Origin of the sequence: Pseudonocardia sulfidoxydans NBRC 16205, assembly GCF_007989085.1 — a bacterium.
In the GTDB taxonomy this organism is placed as follows: domain Bacteria; phylum Actinomycetota; class Actinomycetes; order Mycobacteriales; family Pseudonocardiaceae; genus Pseudonocardia; species Pseudonocardia sulfidoxydans.
Genome location: NZ_BJVJ01000052.1, coordinates 16,477 through 36,060, shown reverse-complemented (window position 1 = coordinate 36,060; position 19,584 = coordinate 16,477). Strand labels below are relative to the sequence as shown.

Here is a 19,584-nt window from a genome sequence, read left to right as displayed (position 1 = left end):
ACGAAGGTCGATCCCGTGACTTCCACCCCGGCAGCGCAGGCGAAGCGGCGCAAGGCACCCGCCGAGCCGGAGCGGTTCGCGCTCATCGGCGTGTGGGCGGTGCTGATCGTCGCGTTCAGCCTGGTCGTGCCGCAGACGTTCCCGACCGCGGCGAACGTGTCCAACATGCTGTCGTCGCAGGTCGTGCTGCTGATCCTCGCGATCGGCCTGCTCTACCCGCTGCGGGCGGGCGACTACGACCTGTCGGTCGCGTCCACGTTGAACCTGTCGACGGTGATCGTCGCGATCCTCAACGTGCAGCAGGGCTGGAACATCTGGGTCACGGTGATCGTCGCGATCCTCGCCAGCCTGCTCGTCGGTGTGATCAACGGCGTCGTCGTCACGGTCTTCGACATCAACCCGTTCATCGTGACGCTGGGCATGGGCACGGTCGTGCAGGGCCTGATCTACCTGCTGTCCGACACGTCCACGATCAGCGGCATCGACCGGGCGCTGTCGTCGGCCGTGCTCACCCGGCCCTTCCTGGGCATCCCGGTCGGCTTCTACTACGCGATCGTGCTCGTCGCGGTGGCCTGGTACGTCTTCGACAAGACCGCGTTCGGGCAGCGTCTGCTGTTCATCGGGCAGAGCCACGACGTCGCCCGGCTCAACGGCGTCAACGTCCCCGCGCTGCGCCTGCGCGCGCTGATCATCTCCGCGGGCTTCGCCGGTATCGCCGGTGTCGTCTACGCCGGTACCACGGCGAGCGCCGACCCGGTGTCGGGCGCGGCGTTCCTGCTGCCCGCGTTCGCGGCGTGCTTCCTCGGCTCGACCGTGCTGCGCATCGGGCGGTTCAATGCCTGGGGCACGTTGATCGCGGTGTACTTCCTGGTCACCGGCATCACCGGCCTGCAGCTGCTGGGTGCCGAGCAGTACGTCCAGCAGCTGTTCTACGGCGGTGCGCTGGTCATCGCCGTGATCCTGTCCAAGCTCGTCCGCAACCGCGGCGAACGCAAGCGGCGGGCCGAGGCCGCCGACCCGGCCTGATCGAACGAGGAGTCAGTGACAATGAAGGTACGTGGAGCCGTCATCCACACGGTCGGCGGTCAGTGGGAGGTCGAGGACCTCGAGCTCGACGAGCCGCGCGACCACGAGATCCGCGTCAAGATCATGGCGTCGGGGCTGTGCCACTCCGACGACCACTTCGTGACCGGCGACCTCGCCGTGACGCTGCCGATGGTCGGCGGGCACGAGGGCGCGGGCATCGTCGAGGCGGTCGGCCCCGGCGTCACCAAGGTGGCGGTGGGCGACCACGTCGCGACGCTGTTCATCCCCGCCTGCGGCAAGTGCCGCTACTGCGCGCGGGGCCAGCAGTACATCTGCGACAACGGCGCCGGCATGGAGCACGGCCGCGCGATGGACGGGACCGCCCGCTTCCACGCCGCGGACGGTTCCGACGTGGGCGGCGTGACCCGGCTCGGCACGTTCGCCGACCGGCTCGTCTGCCACGAGAACCAGGCCGTCAAGGTGCCCGACGACATCCCGTTCGAGCTGGCCTGCCTCGTGTCCTGCGGGGTGGCCACCGGATTCGGTGCCGCCGTCAACGCGGGCCCGGTCCGCCCCGGCGACGTCGTGCTCGTCGCCGGTCTCGGCGGCGTCGGCGCGAACGCCGTGCAGGGTGCCCGGATCGCCGGTGCCGCGCACGTCATCGTCGTCGACCCCGTGCCCTACAAGCAGGAGCGCGCCGAGGACTTCGGCGCCACCGCCGCGTTCGGCTCGATCGCCGAGGCCCGGCCGCTGATCGACCAGCTCACCAACGGCCAGGGCGTCAACGTCGGCATCGTGACCGTCGGCCGCGTCGACGGCGACATCATCGGTGACGTCTTCGGCGCGGTCGGCAAGGCCGGGCGCTGCGTGCTCGTGTCGGTCGGCGCGTCCGACAAGCACGTCGCGATCAGCCCGCAGGACCTCACCAACTTCGCGAAGTCGCTCAAGGGCGTCATGTACGGCGACTGCAACCCGACCGCCGACATCCCGGGCCTGATCGAGCTGTACCGCAGCGGCGTCCTGCGCCTCGACGAGCTCGTCACCCGGCGGTACTCGCTCGACCAGATCAACGAGGCCGTCGCCGACATGCACGCGGGCCGCAACATCCGCGGCGTGCTCGTCCACCAGCACTGACCTTCTAGGGGAAACGCGCGACATGACCGCAGTGACCGAGAACCCGGCCGACCTCGCCTCCCGGCCGGTGGAGCACACCCGCCTGCACATCGGCGGCGAGTGGACCGACGCCGTCGGTGGTGGCGAGCTCGACACCGTCAACCCCGCGACCGGTGAGGTGTTCGCGCGGGTGGCGCTCGGCGAGGCCGCCGACGTCGACCGCGCCGTCGCCGCCGCGCGGAAGGCCTTCGAGGAGGGCCCGTGGCCGCGGATGACCCCGCGCGAGCGGGCCGCCGCGCTGTGGCGCCTCGGCGACCTGATCCTGGCCGACGCCGCCGAGATGGGCCGCGTCGAGACGCTGGACCAGGGCAAGCCGTACGCGATCGCGCAGGCCGCGGACGTCCCGTCGGCGGCCGGGCTGTTCCACTACATGTCCGGGTACGCCACGAAGATCGAGGGCGAGACCATCCCGATCTCGGCGCCGGGGGAGTTCCTCACCTACACCCGGCGTGAGCCGCTCGGCGTCGTCGGGCTGATCGTGCCGTGGAACTTCCCGCTGGTCATCACGTCGTGGAAGGTGGCGCCGGCGCTCGCGGCGGGCAACACCGTCGTCCTGAAGCCGGCGGAGGCCACCCCGCTGTCGGCGCTGCGGCTCGCGCACCTCGCGCTCGAGGCGGGCATCCCACCGGGCGTGCTCAACGTCGTCAACGGCTACGGGTCGACGGTCGGCGCCGCGCTGTCGGCGCACCCAGGGGTGGACAAGGTGTCGTTCACCGGCTCCACCGCCACCGGTCGCCGGATCCTCGACGCCGCGGGTGGCAACCTCAAGCGCGTCACCCTGGAGCTGGGCGGCAAGTCCGCCAACGTCGTCTTCGGCGACGCCGACCTCGACAAGGCCATCGGCGGCTCCTCGGACGCGATCTTCTTCAACGCCGGCCAGGCCTGCGCGGCCGGTTCGCGGCTCTACGTCCACGACAGCGTCTACGACGAGTTCGTCTCGGGCCTGGTGGAGAAGGCCCGCGGGATCACGGTCGGCGACGGGTTCGACCCGGCCAGCCAGATCGGTCCGCTCGCCAGTCGCGAACACTTCGACCGGGTCAGCAACTACCTCGCCGTCGGCGCCACCGAGGGCACCGTCCTCACCGGAGGCGGCCGGGTCGGCGACCGCGGCTATTTCGTGGAGCCGACGATCATCGCCGACACCGCGCCCGACTCCCGCGTCACCAAGGAGGAGATCTTCGGGCCGGTCGTCGTCGCGCACCGCTTCACCGACGAGGCCGAGGTCGTCCGCGCCGCCAACGACACCCGCTACGGGCTGTCGGCCGGCATCTGGACCCGCGACGTCGGCCGGGCGCACCGCGTCGCGGCACGGCTGCAGGCCGGAACGGTGTGGGTCAACACCTACGGCGTCTTCGACCCGAGCATGCCGTTCGGCGGCATGAAGGAGTCCGGCTGGGGCCGCGAGATGGGCCACGAGGTGCTGCACGACTACACCGACGTCAAGACGGTGTGCGTCGATGTCAGCGCCTGATCACCCCACGGTCTTCGACCCCTGGGAGCTGGGCCGCTGCGAGCTGGCCAACCGCGTCGTCATGGCCCCCATGACCCGCAACCGCGCCGACGACGACGGTGTCCTGCCCGACTACGCCGCGACCTACTACGCGCAGCGCGCCGGCGCGGGCCTGATCGTCACCGAGGGCACCCAGCCCAGTGCCGCGGGCAAGGGCTACCCGGGCACCCCCGGCGTCCACAGCGACGACCAGGAGCGGGCGTGGGCGCGGGTCGCCGACGCCGTCCACGCCGCCGGCGGGCGGATCTTCTGCCAGCTCATGCACACCGGCCGGATCGGGCACCAGAGCCACATCCCCGCCGACGCCCGCGTCGTCGCCCCCAGCGCGGTGGCGGCGAACCTCGAGGTGGAGACCGCCGACCGGACCATGGTGCCCGCACCGGTCCCGGTCGAGCTCGACGACGCCGGTATCGCGCGGATCGTCGAGGACTTCGCGAGTGCCGCCACCCGGGCCGTGCGCGCCGGGCTCGACGGGGTCGAGCTGCACGCCGCCAACGGCTACCTGCTGCACCAGTTCCTCTCGCCGGGGACGAACCGCCGCACCGACCGCTGGGGCGGTAGCCCGGAGAACAGGGCGCGGTTCGTCGCCGAGGTGACGACCGCGGTCGCCGAGGCGGTCGGTGCCGATCGGGTCGGTGTCCGGATCTCGCCCGGCGGCCAGTTCAACGACATGGCCGACAAAGGCAACGACGACACCTACGTCGCGCTCGTCGAGGCGCTCGCGCCGCTGCGGCCGGCCTACCTGCACTCGTTGCGGCGGCGCTCGTCGCCGCTGCATGAGCAGCTGCGTGCGCTCTGGCCCACGGCATACGTGCTCAACACCGGCTTCATGGGTGCCAGCGAGCTCGACGACGTCGCGCCGCTGGTCGCCGACGGCCACGCCGACCTCGTCAGCGTCGGTCGGCTGTTCATCTCCAACCCCGACCTCGTCGCGCGCTGGCGCCACGGCCTGCCCCGCGCCGCGTGGGACGAGGACACCTTCTTCACCGCGGGCGAGCGCGGCTACGTCGACTATCCCGCGCACACCGTTCCCGAGCCCACCCCGAGGAGCAGCTCATGAGCACCCCGTTCGACGGCCGGGTGGTCGTCGTGACCGGCGCCGCGTCCGGAATCGGCGCGTCCACCGTCGAGGTGTTCCGCGCCCAGGGCGCGACCGTCGTCGGCTGGGACCTGTCCGGGACGACGGAGGCGGGCCCGCTCGACCTCACCGACCCCGCCGCGACGACGGCGGCCGCCGAGGCGGTCGTCGCCGAGCACGGCCGCGTCGACGCCCTGGTCAACTGCGCCGGGATCATCACCGAGAACCTGCCGATGGAGGAGACCTCCCCGGCGGACTTCCTGCGCACCTACGAGGTCAACGTCGGCGGGATCGTCAACGCCTCGCAGGCGCTGCACGCCACGCTCGTCTCGGCGAAGGGCGCGGTCGTCAACGTCGCCTCGCAGGCGGCGCTGGTGTGCCTGCCGCACCAGTCCGCGTACTCGGCGTCGAAGGGTGCGGTCGCGGCGCTGACCCGCTCGATGGCGATCGACTGGGCCGCCGCGGGTGTCCGCGTCAACGCCGTCTGCCCCGGCTTCACGCTGACCCCGATGGCCAAGCAGCAGATGACCCCCGAGCTCGACGCCGCCGTCTCGCGGCGCGTCCCGATGGGCCGGATGTTCGAGCCCGAGGAGATCGGGTCGGTCATCGCGTTCCTCGCGTCGCCGGCCGCCTCGGCCGTGACCGGCGTCGTCATGCCCGTCGACGGCGGCTGGACCGCCGGCGAGCCGGCCCTGCCGATGGGAGCGCCGTCATGACCATCGCGTACGTGTCCGGGGCCAGCTCCGGGATCGGTCGCGGCGCGGCTGTCCGGCTCGCCGCCGACGGCGCGACCGTCGTCCTGCTGGGCCGCGACGAGAAACGCCTCGCCGAGGCGGCGCAGGAGTGCGGCCCGAACGCGGTGACCGCCGCGTTCGACGCGGCCGACGCGGACGCCGTCGACGCCGCCCTGCCGGGCCTCATCGAGCGCACCGGACCGCCCGACGTCGTGGTGCACGCGGCCGGGATGACCGTCGTGGGCGCGCTCGACCAGCTGACGCCCGCGCAGTGGCACCAGCAGATCGACGTCAACCTGACCAGCATCTACAGTCTCAACCGGCACCTGTGGCCCGCGATGGTCACGGCCGGCGGCGGATCGGTCGTGCTCGTGGGGTCGACGGCGTCGTTCGCCGGCTTCCCCGCCGACGCCGCGTACGTCGCGTCGAAGGGCGCGGTGCTCGCGATGACGAAGGCGATGGCGCTGGACGGCGCGCCCGTCGGGATCCGGGTCAATGCGGTGTGCCCGGGCTTCATCCTCACGCCGAACCTGCAGGGCTTCTTCGACGCCCAGCCCGACCCGGACGCCGCGTCGGCGGGTGCGGCGTCGGCGGCGCCGTTGGGGCGCATGGGAACCCCGGCCGACGTCGCCGGTGCGGTGGCGTTCCTGTGCTCGGCGGAGGCGTCGTTCGTCACGGGGACGTCGATCCTCGTCGACGGCGGCCTGCTCGCGCGGGTGCCGAGTTGACCCGCGGCTCCGCTCGATCTGACCACCGCGGCTCCACGCAACCGCCAACTGTTGACAGTTGGCAGTTTGCGTCTCACGATGAATGCAGCCTCACGATGAACGAAGTTGCGCGGAATGCAGTTGCGCGACCCGACGACCTCCTGGAGGTTCGATGACCAGCCCGGGGCGAACCCTGCGCGCCCTCCTCGCGGCGCAGGACCGGCCGCTGATGCTGCCCGGCGCCGCCAACGCCCTGACGGCGCGCGTCGTGGAAGAGGCAGGCTTCGGCGCCGTCTACGTGACCGGCGCGGGCGTCACCAACACCTATCTCGGCGTGCCCGACCACGGCATCCTCACCCTCGACGAACTCTGCGGGCACGTCGAGGCGATGTGCGACGTCGTCGGCATCCCGGTCGTCGTCGACGCCGACACCGGCTTCGGCAACGCCCTCAACGTGCAGCGCACCGTCCGCCGCCTCGAACGCGCCGGCGCCGCCGGCCTGCAGCTCGAGGACCAGGTCAGCCCCAAGAAGTGCGGCCACTTCGCGGGCAAGGACGTCATCTCCGTCGGCGAGATGGTCGGCAAGGTCCGCGCCGCCGTCGACGCCCGCCGCGACGACGACCTCGTCATCGTCGCCCGCACCGACGCCCGCGCCACCGAGGGCCTCGCCGCCGCCTGCGAGCGGATGCAGGCCTACAGCGAGGCCGGCGCCGACGTCCTGTTCGTCGAGGCCCCCGAGAGCCTCGAGGAGATGCGCTACATCACCGAGAACGTCCCGGGCCTGCACGTCGCCAACATGGTCGAGGGCGGTCGCACCCCGGTTCTGCCGCGGCGCACACTGCAGGAGCTGGGCTTCGCCGTGGCGCTCTACGCGAACGCGACGATGCGCGGCGCGGTGGTCGGGATGCGCGAGGTGCTCGCCCACCTGGACAAGCACGGCGACACGCTCGAGGCGGGCCGCCTGATGATCAGCTGGGAGGACCGGCAGGCGCTCGTGCGCAAGCCCGAGTTCGACGAGCTGGAGGAGCGGTACGCAGCGACCGCGGAACGGAGGCGTGCCCGATGAGCGAGGTACACGATCTGAGGTTGGTCGGCGGGCGCGTCTTCCAACACGGCGCCGGGCTGCAGGATCTCGACATCCTGGTCACCGACGGCGTCGTCTCGGGCCTGGTGGCCCGCGGCGCGACCGTCGCCGCCGCGTCCGAGGTCGACATCACGGGCAAGGTCGTCCTCCCCGGCGGCATCGACCCGCACGTGCACCTGGGCAAGGACATCCGGGTTCCGCGCGACCCCGAGGACGGCGAGCGCGAGACCGCGTCCGCCGTCGCCGGCGGCATCACGTCGATGCTGATCTACCTGATGAGCGCCGACCCCTACGAGAAGGTGTTCGCGGAGTCCGACGCCGCCATGGCCGGCAACTCCCACACCGACTACGGCTTCCACTTCGTGCTCGGCACCGACGACCAGGTCGCGTCCATCCCGGACTACGTGCGCGAGCTGGGCGTCCCCAGCTTCAAGTTCTTCATGAACTTCCGCGGCGACGAGGGTAGGTACCTCGGCCTGCCCGGCAACGACGACGCCTACATGTACAACCTGCTCGGCAAGGCTGCCGACGCCGGCGCGCTCGTCTGCCCGCACCCGGAGAACATCGAGCTCGTCTGGAAGCTGCGCGAGCAGCCCCGCGACGAGACGCTGCCCCCGCTGGAGGCCTGGTACCGCAGCCGCCCGCCGGTCGTCGAGGCCGAAGCCGTGCAGCGCGTCGCCTACTTCGCCAGCCAGACCGGTGCCTCGGTGTACGCGGTGCACACCTCCAGCAAGGCCGCACTCGACGCGATGGCCATGCAGCAGACCGCGTACCCCAACCTCTTCACCGAGACCTGCACCCAGTACCTGACCCTGACCACGGACGCCGACTGCGGCACCTACGGCAAGGTCAACCCGCCCGTCCGGCACACCGAGGACGTCGAGGCGCTCTGGGAGGGGCTGCGCACGGGCAAGGTCGACACCGTCGGGTCCGACCACAACTCCCGCCACCGCACGGCCAAGGAGAAGGACATCTGGACGGCGTCCGCGGGCTTCCCCGGCACCGGCCTGATCCTGCCGACGACCATCGGCCTCGGCCTGGCCCGCGGCATCGACCTGGAGCGGCTCGTCGAGGCCACCAGCACCCGCGCCGCGCAGCTGTTCGGGCTGTTCCCGCGCAAGGGAACCATCCGCGTCGGCTCCGACGCCGACCTCGCCGTCCTCGACCTCGACACGCCCATGACGGTGCGTGCCGAGACCCAGCACTCCGTCGCCGAGTACTCGCCGTGGGAGGGCGCCGAGCTGCCCTGCTCCGTCGTGCACACGATCGTCCGCGGGAAGTTCGCGGTCCGCGACGGGCAGCTCGCTTCCGTGCCGGGCGGCACCTACCTGTCCCGCATCAACGGCGGCGCCGCGGCGCTCGCCTCCCAGAAGGAGCTCGTGTGACCGACCCCGTGTGGGGCGTCGGCGGTGCCGGCGTCATCGACGAGACGACCCTGAAGCACTACGACCTCGCCGGCTTCGGCGGGCCCGTCGGCCTCGGGACGCGGCCCGCGCTGCTGATCATCGACGTGCAGTACCGGACGGTCGGCACCCGCCCGATGCCGTTCGAGGAGGCCGTGCAGGAGTTCCCGACCAGCTGCGGCGACGTCGCGTGGGCGGCCGTCGAGCGGATCGCGAAGCTGGTGGCGCTGTTCCGTGAGAAGGGCTGGCCGATCCTCTACCCGCACGTCGCGCCGAAGAAGTCCTACGATGCCGGGCGGCTCGGCGCCAAGGTCCCGGCGATCATGACCATCCCCGAGAAGGGCTACGAGTTCGTCGCCGAGATCGCGCCGGAGGAGGGCGACGTGTTGCTGCCCAAGCGCCACCCCAGCGCGTTCTTCGGCACGCCGCTGGCCAGCTACCTGGTCGAGACGGGCGCGGACTCGCTGGTGGTCACGGGCTGCAGCACGTCGGGCTGCGTGCGTTCCAGCGTCGCCGACGCGTTCTCCTACAACTGGCGTGTCAGCGTGCCGGCCGACGCCGTGTACGACCGCAGCCCGGTCGTGCACGAGGTCAACCTGTTCGACATGGCGCAGAAGTACGCCGACGTCACGACGACCGACACGCTCCTCGCAGCGCTGGCGGACGTCCCCGCGAAGGGCGCCTGACCGCTCCTTCCGAGCGCACGAACGGCCCTTTCCCGCAACTCGGTTGCGGGAAAGGGCCGTTCGTGCAATTCGGGGTGGGCGCCGCCGGGCACTCCGCGGGGTGCTTCCGGGTTGCGCCGGGACTTGCACGAACGGCACAGTCGCGCAACTCAGTTGCGGCACTGTGCCGTTCGTTCGGAATGGGGGTGCGGGACGGGGGCCGGGCTCAGTCCGGTTCGGCGGCGCGCAGGACCGCGAGGGCGTTGTTGAGCGAGCTCGTCAGGTGGGACTCGAGCTTCGCGGCCGCGCCCTCGCCGTCGCGGGCGACGAGCGCGGCGAGGATCTCGCGGTGCTCGTCGAGGGCGGTGCGGGCGCGGCGGGGCTGGTGGGCCGAGCGGGCGCGGGCGAGCCGGATCCTGCGGCCGACGTCGGTCAGCGCCTCGACCAGCGGCGGGTTGGCCGCGAGCCGGGCGAGCCGGGCGTGGAAGTCGGGGTCCTCCGGGTAGGCGCTGGTGGCATGCACACCCATGCTGGACTCGGTCTCGTCGAGCATGCTGCCGAGCTCGTCGATGCGCTGCTGCGGCGCGTAGCGGGCGGCCAGGCGTACGGCGTGGGTCTCGAGCGCGATCCGCAGCTCGTAGAGGTCCGACAGCTCGCGCGCGGAGAACGAGCGGACGTAGACGCCGCGGTGCGGGACGGCCTCGACGAGCCCTTCGCTCGCCAGCCGTTGGATGGCCTCACGCAGCGGGCCGCGGCTGATGCCGAGGGCCTGCGAGAGGTGGACCTCGTTGAGCCGCTCGGCGGGGGCGAGGGTGCCGTCGAGGATCATCCCCCGCAACACCTCGAGGCTCTGCCCCGCGTAGGTCGCGACGCGGCCGAGCTTCGGCGGACGGGACTGCTCGCTCACGGGTTCTCCTCGCCTCGGGTGGCTGCGACCCGCTCCGTCATGGTGCCACGTGGCCCCACGGACACTCTTTCGCACGTGCGCGCGACCTCCCTCGGTCGCCGGTCCGGCCGCGCCTTCTGAGGCCCGACCGACCGTCGTCGATTACAAACTGTCGACAAGCGGAAACGCTATTGAGCTGCCGTGTCGACTTGGTCACCGGTCAATCTACGGCAAACTGTTGACAGTTGTCAGTAGGTGGCGCAGCGTAGGGCGAGTGGCTGCGGCAACGCGTTTCATGAACATCGCCGCACCGACGACGACGGGACGAGGGGGCTGACGATGCAGCCAGATGATCAGTCCACACAGGTCGGGACCGCTACGCCCGCGGTACCCGAGACCATCGACCCCAAGGTCGTCTCGGCCGGCCTCGTCGGCTCCGTCGTCGAGTACTACGACTTCGGCATCTACGGCTACCTCGCCACGGTGCTGTCCGTCGTCTTCTTCGCCGAAGGCTCCGACCCGACGACCGCCCTGCTCGCCACGTTCGCGACGTTCGCCGCCGCCTTCGTCCTCCGCCCGCTCGGCGGCCTGATCTTCGGCCACCTCGGCGACCGTTTCGGCCGCTCCCGCATCCTGGCCGCGACGATCCTCGCGATGTGCGCGGCCACCGTGCTCATCGGCATCCTGCCCACCTACGCCGCGATCGGCGTCGGCGCCGCGTTCCTGCTCGTCGCCGCCCGGTGCGTGCAGGGCATCGCGTCCGGTGGCGAGGTCGGCGGCGCGGCGGCCTACGTCGCGGAGAAGTCCCCGCCCGCGCGCCGCGGCTTCCTGTGCTCGACGGTGCAGCTCGGCGCCCTGTCCGGCGCGCTCCTCGCCTCGATCGTCGTGTCGGTCGTGAGCTCCGCGCTCACCGCCGACCAGCTGGCGTCATGGGGCTGGCGGCTGCCGTTCCTGCTCAGCCTCCCGCTGGGCCTGGTCGGCCTGTGGATCCGCTTCCGGCTCGACGACTCCGTCCACGAGGACGAGCTCGCCGCCGAGGGCGTCGCGTCCGCGCCCGTCGTCGAGCTCTTCCGAGCCCACCTGCCCGGGCTGTTGCGCACGCTGGGCCTGTCGACGCTGCTGTTCGCCGGCTACTACGTCGTCTACGTGTACGCGTCGACGCACCTGCAGCGCACCGGCGGTTTCGACGCCCGCGCCGCGTTCTGGTCGACGACGGTCACCCTCGTCGTGTCGTGCCTGGCCATGCCGTTCTTCGGCCGGATGTCCGACCGTGTGGGGCGCAAGCCGATGCTGCTGTGGGCGGCCGTCGCGTTCGGCGTGCTCGCCGTGCCGGGGTTCGCGCTGATGAACGCGCACTCCCTGCCCCTGGCGATGCTCGCGCAGGTCGTGCTCGGGCTGCCCGAGGCGGCGCTGATGGGCGTCGTGTTCGCGACCTTCGCCGAGATGTTCCCCTCCCGCGTGCGCTACACCGGCATCGCGCTGGGCTTCAACCTCGCGAGCATGGCCGTCGGGGGCACCGCCCCGCTGATCTGCCTGTGGCTGTTGCGCATCAGCGGCGACCCGCTCTCACCCGCCTGGTTCCTCGTCGCCGCGGCGGTCGTCACCGTCGTCGCGGCCCTGACCCTCACCGAGACCCGCGGCTCCGTGCTGCGGACCGCGTGACCTCCCCGAAAGGACTCCCCATGTCGGACAGCCGGCCCGCAGAGGTGGACGTCGACGTCGTCGTGGTCGGGGCGGGCGGTGGCGGGCTCGCCGCCGCACTCGCCGCGGCCGACGCCGGCGCGACCGCCGTCGTCCTCGAGAAGGAGGAGCGCGCGGGCGGCAACTCGGCCCTGTCCACCGGCTCCGTGCCCGGTGCCGGCACCCGTTGGCAGGCCGACGCGGGTATCGACGACTCCCCGGCCCGCCTCGCCGCCGACCTGCTGCGCCAGTCCGGCCCGCACGACGCCGAGGAGCCCGTCGAGGTCCTCGCCGCGGCGAGCGCCGGGCTGGTCGAGTGGCTCGTCGACAGCCACGACATCGACCTGCGGCTGATCACCGACTACAAGCACGTCGGGCACAGCGTGCCGCGGCTGCACGCGCCGCCGTCGCGCAAGGGCCACGCCCTCGTCGCGGACATGCTGCGCGCCGCCAAGGCCGCCGACGTCGAGGTGCTCACCCACTCGCCGGTCGACCGGCTCGTCGTCGAGGACGGGGTCGTGCGCGGCGTCGTCGTGTCCGGCGCCCGTTCGGGCACGTACACGTTGCGCTGCAAGGCGGTCGTGCTGGCCGCCAACGGTTTCGGCGCCGACCCGACCATGGTGTCGCGCTTCGCCCCCGACGCGGCGGGCCTGGAGTACCTGGGCGCCCACGGCAGCACCGGCGAGGCCGTCCGGTGGTTGCTCGACCTCGGCGCGACCATGGGCAACGCGTCGGCGTTCCAGGGCTACGCCGCCGTCGCCAGCCCGCACGGGTCGATCACGTCGTGGACGACCGTCGAGCACGGCGGCATCGTCGTCGACGCGAAGGGGGAGCGCATCGGCGACGAGTCGATCGGCTACTCCGGCTTCGCCGCCGACGTCTCCCGTGCCGCCGGGCCCGTCCACGTGATCTTCGACGCCCCGATCCGCGACTCCGTCGCCGCGCACGAGGAGGAGTTCGCCGAGCTCGTCGCCGCGAACGGCACGAAGGAGGCGCCCGACGCCGCCTCGCTCGCCGCCGCCATCGGCGCCGACCCGGACGTCCTCGCCCGCACCCTCGACGAGGCCGCCGCGGCCGCCGCCGGCGACGCCCCGGACCCGGTGGGGCGCACCGCCTGGGGCCGCGGCCCGCTGCAGCGCCCGTACGTCGCCGTCCGTGCGGTGCCCGCCCTGTTCCACACCCAGGGTGGCGTGCAGATCGACGCGCACGCCCGGGTCGTCGGCCCGGACGGTCCGATCCCCGGTGTGTACGCGACGGGTGGTGTCGCCGCCGGCGTCAGCGGACGGACGGGCGGCCGCGGCTACTCGTCGGGCAACGGCCTGCTCACCGCGCTGGGCCTCGGCATGATCGCCGGCCGGCACGCCGCCTCCGTCCGTTCCTGACCTCGCCCCCTGACCTCGCCCCCTGACGTCCGCTCCCCGACGGACACACCCGAGGACCCCGGGCCCGACCTGTCCGTCCCTGCGAAGAAGGAAGCACCGGTTGTCCGAGCTGCTCACGTGGGCGGCGGCCCGCGCCGCCGACGCCGACATCCCCGAGCACGTCCTGCGCACCGCGCTGGTGATCATGTGCGACGACCTCGCCGCGATGGTCGTCGCCCACACCGAGGACGAGGTCCGCGCCGTCACCGCGCAGGCGGGCGGCGGAGCGCCGGAGTCGACGGTCGTCGGGGCGCCCGGGCAGCGCTCCGACCGCAGGTCCGCGGCGCTGGCCAACGCCGTCGCCGCCAACTGGACCGAGCTCGACGGCGGCTACCGGCCCGCGACCTGCCACGGCTCGCTCTACTCGCTGCCCGCCGCGCTGGCCGAGGTCGAGGCCACCGGTGGCACGCTCGGCGACCTGCTGCGCGCCCACGTCCTCGGCTACGAGGTCGTCACCCGCGTCGCGCGGGCCTACCGGCCGCCGGTGCCGCTCGCCCTGCACCCGCACGCCACGCTCTCGCCGATCGGCGCCGCCGCGGCCCTCGCGGCGGCGCGGCGCCTCGACGCGGACACCTTCGCGACGGCCGTGCTCGGCGCCGCGTCGATGTCGCTGACCGGCCCCTTCTCCCACGCCACCAGCGGCGCGACGATCCGCAACGCCTGGGCGGGCGCGGGCGCGCAGCTCGGGTTCGTCGCCGTCGACGTCGCCGCGGCCGGGCTCACCGCGAGCCCGACCGTCCTCGACGAGGTGTTCGCGTCCACGGTCGTCACGCCCGGTGAGCTGACCGCCGGGCTCGGCGAGCGCTGGGGCGTCGAGGACGGTTACCAGAAGCCCTACGCGTGCTGCCAGTACCTGCACGCGAGTGTGGAGGCTGCCGCGGCGCTCATCGCGTCCATCCCGGACGTGGACGCGATCGCGTCGGTCGACGTCCGCACCCACCCACTGGGTGCCGCGCTCACCGAGGCAGACCCGGCGACGACACTCGCCGGCCGGTTCTCCCTGCCCCACGCCGTCTCGACGGTGCTGCACCACCGCACCACCGACGCCGCCGTGTTCTCCGGCGCGCACCTGCACGACGGGGCGACCGCGTCCCTGCGCGGGCGCGTCCGCATCGAGCCGTGGACCGACACGCCTCCCGCCCCGCACGACCGCCCGTCGACCGTGCGGGTCACCCTGCACGACGGCAGCGTGCTGGAGGAGACGGTGCTGTCGGCGGCGGGCGGCCCCGACCGGCCGCTGTCGCGCCCCGAGCTGCTCGCCAAGTACGAGACGCTCACCGGCGAGCTGCGCCCCGGGTTCGCCGACCGGGTCCGCGACCTCACCGACCCCCGCGGCCCCCTCGACCTCGAGGCCCCGCTGCGCGACGTGCTCGACAGGCTGCTGGGGGACAACCGATGACCACCTCATCCCCGAGTTCGCCGTCGGACCGGTCCGGCGGCGCTCGGGACCAGTCCGGCGTCGAACCCGGCGGGAGCACTGCCGCCGAGGCGCTCGTCGACGGCGTCCTCCGGGTACCCGCGGCGCTCCCCGCCGAGGTCGACGTCCTCGCCCGCCGGCACCTGCTCGACGCCGTCGGTGTCGGGCTGGCCGCGTCGCGGGTCGGGCCCGCCCGAAGGATCGTCCAGGTGCCCCGCGCAACCGGGCCCTGCACGGTCCTCGGAGCGGCCGAGGGGGCCGGGGCCGCCGACGCCGCGCTGGTCAACGGCACCCTCGTCCACTCCCTGGAGTACGACGACACCCACACCGGCTCGGTCATGCACGGCAGCGCCGCGCTCGCCCCCGCCGTCCTGGCCGCCGCCCAGGAGACCGACGCGCCCGGCGACGTCGTCGTCCGCGCGTTCGCCGTCGGCTGGGAGGTGCTCGTCCGGATCGGGCTGGCCACGCCGAGCGGGTTCCAACGCGTCGGGTTCCAGGGCACGTCCGTCGCCGGGACGGTGGCGGGCGCCGTCGCCGTCGGGCTGGTCCACGACCTCGACCGCGACGCGCTGCTCGACGCCGTCGGGGTGGCCGCCAGCTTCTCCGCCGGCAACTTCACGTTCCTGACCCGCGGCGCCACCAGCAAGGCCGCCCAGGCGGGCATCGCCGCGCAGGGCGCGGTGTCGGCCGTGGCGCTGGTGCGCGGCGGGATCACCGGCGGGCGCTCGGTGTTCGAGGGCGACCGCGGCTTCTTCGGCCTCTACGCCCACGACGGCTCCGCCGCCGGGCGCCTCGCCGACCTCGCCTGCGACCTCGGCAGCCGCTGGCACCTCGTCGACGCCGCCTTCAAGGGCCTGCCCTGCTGCCACTTCCTGCACCCGTTCGCCGAGGCCGTCGCGACCGTCGACGTGCCCGCCGACCGCATCGCCCGCCTGCTTTGCCGGGTTCCCGCCGGTCAGGAGGAGGTCGTCGCGGTGCCGTGGGAGGCCAAGCAGTCGCCCGCGACGGCCGGCGAGGCGCGCTGGAGCCTGCCCTACGTCGTCGCGCTGCAGGCCGTGCGCGGCGCGGTGACCCTCGACGACTTCGTCGGCGACCCCGATCCCGAGGTCGTCGCCGTCGCGAAGCGGGTCGAGCAGGAGCGCTGGGAGGACTCCGGCTACCCGGCGGTGTTCCCCGCCGAGATCGTCGCCGAGCTCACCGACGGCACGGTCCGCACGGTGCGGATCGACGACGTCGACGGCAACGCGGGGCGCCCCTGGGACGAGGAGCGGGTCGTCGCGAAGTTCCGGGACAACTGCGCGCGTGCCGGCGCCGATCCGGACACCTCCCGGGCGCTGGTCCGGGGCCTGCTCGGCACTGAGGTCCCCGACCTGACGGCCCTGCGACGCCTCGCCGCCCTGCCCACACCGGCCTGACCCCCGCGCGCAACCTCACTGCTGTCCGGCGCCCGATTCACGACCGTGAGGTTGCGCGCGATCCTTAGCGCGCAACCTGACTGCTCCCGGGCCGTCGAATCGGGACCGTGAGGTTGCGCGCGAGTCGTCGGTGCGCGCACCCCGACTGCTCCCGGCCCGATCGCGACCCCCGGGGTTGCGGCACAGACCGCGCGCAACCTCACCGCTGTCCGGCGGCCCGATCACGACCGTCAGGTTGCGCGCTGAAATCCGCGGGCTCAGGGGCGTTCGGCCGCGGGCTGCGGGGTCCGGGCACTCGTCGTGCGGGGGTCGGCGGGCGGCGGGGGAGTCCCGGTGTCGCCACCCGGGAGCCGCACGACGAACCGGGTGCGGCCAGGGACGCTCTCGACGCCCACCGTCCCGTCGTGCGCGGTCACGACGGCGTGCACGATCGCCAGCCCCAGCCCCGTGCTGCCCGCCGCGCGCGACCGCGACTTCTCCCCGCGCGCGAACCGTTCGAACACGTGCGGCAGCAGCGCCGCCGAGATGCCGGGGCCGGTGTCGGTGACCGTCAGGACGACCTCGCCCGTCCGGCTGTCCGGGGTCAGCCCCACCGTCACCTCGGTGCCTGGCGGGGTGTGGCTGCGGGCGTTGGCCAGCAGGTTCGTCAGCACCTGGGTGAGCCGGGACGCGTCGCCGACCGTCGAGACCGGCTCGTCGGGCAGCGCCATCCGCCACGAGTGGTCCGGTCCGACGGCGTGCGCGTCGCTCACCGCGTCGAGCACGAGCCGGGTGAGGTCGACGGGCGCGCGCTCCAGCGGCCGGCCCGCGTCGAGCCGGGCGAGCAGCAGCAGATCCTCGACGAGCGTCGTCATCCGCTCGGCCTGCGTCGAGATCCGCACGAGCGAGTACTCGGCGTCGGGAGACAGCTCGGAGCGCCGGGTCAGCTCGGCGTAGCCGCGAATCGCGGCGAGCGGGGTGCGCAGCTCGTGGCTGGCGTCGGCGATGAACTGCCGCAGCCGCATCTCGCTGTCCTGGCGCGCCTCCAGGGCCCCACCGACGTTGTCCAGCATCAGGTTCAACGCCGCGCCCATCTTGCCGACCTCCGTGCGCGGGTCGGTGTCCGGGATGCGCTCCACCAGCTCGACCTCGCCACGGTCGAGCCGCAGCGCGCTCACCGACGCCGCCGTCTGCGCCACCCGCTCCAGCGGGCGCAGCTCACGCCGCACGAGCACCGCCCCGGTGACGCCCGCGCCCAGCAGCGCGACACCCAGCACGATGACCTCGATCAGGATCAGCCCGTCGACGACCGACTCCGCCCGCGCCTGCGGCAACCCGATGACCAGCAGACTGCCGTCGGGGGCGGGGAACGCCGAGAGCCGGTAGGCGCCGATCGACAGCGACTTGCTGACCGGCTGCGCGTTGACCGGGACGGCCTCCAGCGCGGCGAAGTCCCCGGGGTCGACGGGCCGCGACGTGCCGCCCTTGTCGCTCACCAGCGCCTCGATGACCTGCCCGCCGACGACCCGCGCCCCCAGCGTCCGGGGTTCCTGCGCGGGGCCGAGGAAGGAGTCGTTGCGGTCGGGCGTCGTGCCCGGCGGCGGGGCGTTGTCGTGGAACCGGGAGAACCGCTGCCCGGCCGAGCGGAGGTCGTCGTCGAGCTGGCGGATCATGAACTGGCGGGCGGCGATCGTCGTCGCGAACCCGATGACCAGCACCGCGGCGGTCAACAGGATCAGCACGGTGGCGACGAGCCGCGCCCGCAGGGAGCGCGGTGCCGCCCGGGGGCTCACTCGCCCGACGCGGGCTTGAGCACGTATCCCGCGCCGCGGACCGTGTGGATCATCGGCGCCCGGCCGTTGTCGATCTTCTTGCGGAGGTAGGAGATGTAGAGCTCCACGACGTTGGACTGCCCCCCGAAGTCGTAGTGCCACACGCGGTCGAGGATCTGGGCCTTGCTGAGCACGCGTCGCGGGTTGCGCATCAGGAACCGCAGCAGTTCGAACTCGGTCGCGGTCAGCTCCACCTCGGCGTCGCCGCGGCGGACCTCGTGGCTGTCCTCGTCGAGGGTCAGGTCGCCGACGGCCAGCTCCGAGCCCTGCCGGGCCGCGGTCATCCCGGATCGGCGCAGCAGCCCCCGTAGCCGCGCGACGAGCTCCTCGATGCTGAACGGCTTGGTGACGTAGTCGTCCCCGCCCGCGGTGAGCCCGGCGACGCGGTCCTCGACGGCGTCCTTCGCCGTCAGGAACAGCACCGGGACGTCCGGGGTGTCGGCGCGCATGCGGCGCAACACCTCCAGCCCGTCGAGGTCGGGCAGCATGATGTCGAGGACGACGGCGTCGGGGCGGAACTCCCGCGCCGCGCGGACGGCGGTCAGCCCGTCGGCGGCCGTCCGCACGTCCCAGCCCTCGTAGCGCAGCGCCATCGACAGCAGGTCGGACAGCGTCGACTCGTCGTCGACGACGAGGACCCGCACCGCGCTGCCGTCCGCGCGCTGCAGCCGCCCCGCCACCTGCTCGTTCACCCCGGTCATGCTAGCGAGACTCGCGCGCGGGACTGTGCCGGCGCTGGGCGCAGTCTGTGCGTTCCCTGTGTAACCCTGTGAGTGGCGATAGTCGCTAGGGCGACTATCGCCACTCACGACCCTGCTAGCGCGCCCGCCAGTAGCCCGTCGCGTAGACGCGGCGCCTGTCCAGGCGACGGTCGTCGAGAAGGTGTTTGCGCAGGTCACGCACGGCAGCGGATTCCCCGGCCAGCCACGCCTGGCCGCCGGCCCCCGGCAGCGTCGCCGCACGCACCGCCTCGACGAGCCGTTCGCCCGCCGGCGCCTCGCCGCGGTGCACCCACTCGACGTCGGCGTTCGCGGTCAGCTCCTGCTCCTCGCCGGCGTCGGCGACCTCGAGGAAGGCGAGCACGGGCCCGGTGAAGCCGGCGAGCTCCTCCAGGACGGTCGCGACGGCGGGCAGCGCGCTCTCGTCCCCGATGACGACGTGGAACTCCGCCGCGGGGTCGGGCTCCCACCGCCCGCCCGGCTCGGAGACGCCCACCCAGGCGCCCGGCTCGGCCGCCCGCGCCCACGCCGCGGCCGGGCCGTGGCCCTCGTGCAGAACGAAGTCGACGTCGAGCTCGCCGGCGGCGGCGTCGAAACGGCGGACGGTGTAGGTGCGGATCGTCGGCCGGGCCTCGCCGGGCGGCCACACCGGCCCGCCCGTGCTCGCGCGCGGCACCGCGGGGCGGTCCTGGCCGTCGACGGGGAAGAACATCTTCACGCGGCGGTCGGGACCGTCGCCGGGGAAGCCCGCGAGCTCGTCGCCGCCGAGGGTCACGCGGATCATCTTCGGCGTGATGCGGGCGCTGCGGCGCACCTGCAGCAGCCGGGGTGGGGTCATCGTCATCGTCGGACATT

17 protein-coding genes are annotated in these 19,584 nt (G+C 73.2%); 13 read left to right on the top strand and 4 right to left on the bottom strand.

Going from position 1 to position 19,584, the window contains the following annotated elements; genetic code table 11:
* Positions 1–15 precede the first annotated feature (15 nt).
* From PSU4_RS21680 to PSU4_RS21640, 9 genes are all read left to right on the top strand, one after another.
* On the top strand, positions 16–1,026 hold the full coding sequence (locus PSU4_RS21680) for an ABC transporter permease (protein WP_246115264.1): 1,011 nt from the start codon (positions 16–18) through the stop codon (positions 1,024–1,026).
* A 21-nt stretch (positions 1,027–1,047) separates the two neighbouring features.
* Positions 1,048–2,160 carry an NDMA-dependent alcohol dehydrogenase gene (locus PSU4_RS21675; protein WP_147111500.1) on the top strand — a complete coding sequence of 371 codons (1,113 nt, stop codon included), beginning with the start codon at positions 1,048–1,050 and terminating at the stop codon, positions 2,158–2,160.
* A gap of 22 nt (positions 2,161–2,182) precedes the next feature.
* Positions 2,183–3,670 carry an aldehyde dehydrogenase family protein gene (locus PSU4_RS21670; RefSeq protein ID WP_147111497.1) on the top strand — a complete coding sequence of 496 codons (1,488 nt, stop codon included), beginning with the start codon at positions 2,183–2,185 and terminating at the stop codon, positions 3,668–3,670.
* Positions 3,657–4,769 (top strand): alkene reductase, encoded by a 1,113-nt coding sequence (locus tag PSU4_RS21665; RefSeq protein ID WP_147111494.1) that lies wholly within the window; start codon positions 3,657–3,659, stop codon positions 4,767–4,769. Before PSU4_RS21670 ends, PSU4_RS21665 begins: the two co-directional genes overlap by 14 nt.
* Complete coding sequence (locus PSU4_RS21660) at positions 4,766–5,503, top strand: SDR family NAD(P)-dependent oxidoreductase (protein WP_147111491.1); 738 nt, start codon at positions 4,766–4,768, stop codon at positions 5,501–5,503. Before PSU4_RS21665 ends, PSU4_RS21660 begins: the two co-directional genes overlap by 4 nt.
* A complete protein-coding gene (locus PSU4_RS21655) occupies positions 5,500–6,249 on the top strand; it encodes an SDR family NAD(P)-dependent oxidoreductase (RefSeq protein WP_147111488.1) in 750 nt (249 codons plus the stop codon). The genes PSU4_RS21660 and PSU4_RS21655 overlap by 4 nt, the downstream gene beginning before the upstream one ends.
* A gap of 151 nt (positions 6,250–6,400) precedes the next feature.
* Positions 6,401–7,294 (top strand): isocitrate lyase/PEP mutase family protein, encoded by an 894-nt coding sequence (locus PSU4_RS21650; protein WP_147111485.1) that lies wholly within the window; start codon positions 6,401–6,403, stop codon positions 7,292–7,294.
* The gene (locus PSU4_RS21645) at positions 7,291–8,697 is read left to right on the top strand and encodes a dihydroorotase (protein ID WP_147111482.1); all 1,407 of its coding nucleotides are present in this window, start codon (positions 7,291–7,293) and stop codon (positions 8,695–8,697) included. The genes PSU4_RS21650 and PSU4_RS21645 overlap by 4 nt, the downstream gene beginning before the upstream one ends.
* Positions 8,694–9,401 carry an isochorismatase family protein gene (locus tag PSU4_RS21640; RefSeq protein ID WP_222596363.1) on the top strand — a complete coding sequence of 236 codons (708 nt, stop codon included), beginning with the start codon at positions 8,694–8,696 and terminating at the stop codon, positions 9,399–9,401. Before PSU4_RS21645 ends, PSU4_RS21640 begins: the two co-directional genes overlap by 4 nt.
* A 205-nt stretch (positions 9,402–9,606) precedes the next feature.
* Here PSU4_RS21640 and PSU4_RS21635 read toward each other — a convergent pair whose 3' ends face one another.
* A complete protein-coding gene (locus PSU4_RS21635) occupies positions 9,607–10,287 on the bottom strand; it encodes a GntR family transcriptional regulator (protein WP_147111479.1) in 681 nt (226 codons plus the stop codon).
* Positions 10,288–10,605: 318 nt separating this feature from the next.
* Between PSU4_RS21635 and PSU4_RS21630 the strand changes: the two genes are divergently transcribed.
* The 4 genes from PSU4_RS21630 (at position 10,606) to PSU4_RS21615 (ending at position 16,199) form a co-directional block, all read left to right on the top strand.
* Positions 10,606–11,928 carry an MFS transporter gene (locus PSU4_RS21630; protein WP_147111476.1) on the top strand — a complete coding sequence of 441 codons (1,323 nt, stop codon included), beginning with the start codon at positions 10,606–10,608 and terminating at the stop codon, positions 11,926–11,928.
* Positions 11,929–11,948: 20 nt separating this feature from the next.
* The gene (locus PSU4_RS21625) at positions 11,949–13,328 is read left to right on the top strand and encodes an FAD-dependent oxidoreductase (protein ID WP_147111473.1); all 1,380 of its coding nucleotides are present in this window, start codon (positions 11,949–11,951) and stop codon (positions 13,326–13,328) included.
* Positions 13,329–13,428: 100 nt separating this feature from the next.
* Positions 13,429–14,766, top strand: a complete 1,338-nt coding sequence (locus PSU4_RS21620; RefSeq protein ID WP_186817105.1) for an MmgE/PrpD family protein — start codon at positions 13,429–13,431, stop codon at positions 14,764–14,766.
* A complete protein-coding gene (locus tag PSU4_RS21615) occupies positions 14,763–16,199 on the top strand; it encodes an MmgE/PrpD family protein (RefSeq protein WP_147111467.1) in 1,437 nt (478 codons plus the stop codon). The genes PSU4_RS21620 and PSU4_RS21615 overlap by 4 nt, the downstream gene beginning before the upstream one ends.
* 257 nt (positions 16,200–16,456) lie before the next feature.
* Here the strand turns inward: PSU4_RS21615 and PSU4_RS21610 are convergent, their stop codons facing one another.
* From PSU4_RS21610 to PSU4_RS21600, 3 genes are all read right to left on the bottom strand, one after another.
* The gene (locus PSU4_RS21610) at positions 16,457–17,971 is read right to left on the bottom strand and encodes a sensor histidine kinase (RefSeq protein ID WP_147111465.1); all 1,515 of its coding nucleotides are present in this window, start codon (positions 17,969–17,971) and stop codon (positions 16,457–16,459) included.
* Positions 17,968–18,711, bottom strand: coding sequence for a response regulator transcription factor (locus PSU4_RS21605; protein ID WP_147111462.1), 744 nt, complete (start codon positions 18,709–18,711; stop codon positions 17,968–17,970). Before PSU4_RS21605 ends, PSU4_RS21610 begins: the two co-directional genes overlap by 4 nt.
* Positions 18,712–18,826: 115 nt before the next feature.
* The gene (locus PSU4_RS21600) at positions 18,827–19,573 is read right to left on the bottom strand and encodes a siderophore-interacting protein (RefSeq protein ID WP_147111460.1); all 747 of its coding nucleotides are present in this window, start codon (positions 19,571–19,573) and stop codon (positions 18,827–18,829) included.
* Positions 19,574–19,584: the final 11 nt, after the last annotated feature.